The organism is Planktothrix paucivesiculata PCC 9631, from assembly GCF_900009265.2.
GTDB lineage: Bacteria > Cyanobacteriota > Cyanobacteriia > Cyanobacteriales > Microcoleaceae > Planktothrix > Planktothrix paucivesiculata.
Genome location: NZ_LR735113.1, coordinates 1 through 222, shown reverse-complemented (window position 1 = coordinate 222; position 222 = coordinate 1). Strand labels below are relative to the sequence as shown.

Here is a 222-nt window from a genome sequence, read left to right as displayed (position 1 = left end):
GGAGAATGTTCAGGATTAGTTTAGGGCCTCATCTGTCCCCAACAAACCCTCAATAGTCCTGAAAATATCCTCCAGAATAGGCTGAGTTTGCAGTTCCTCCGCCACCCATTGCAATGCCTGGGGAATCTTTAACAACTTCCTGAGTCGAGGTTTCCAATCGGCACGAGTCAACAAATTCCAGAACTGTGTCCAAAACCGTTTCAGCAATTCCGATGGTTCTCC

General features: G+C 47.3%; 1 protein-coding gene. It reads right to left on the bottom strand.

The genetic code is table 11. From position 1 onward, the window contains the following. Positions 1-15 precede the first annotated feature (15 nt). On the bottom strand, positions 16-222 hold a 207-nt coding region (locus PL9631_RS26490; RefSeq protein ID WP_197046533.1), incomplete at its 5' end, for a hypothetical protein.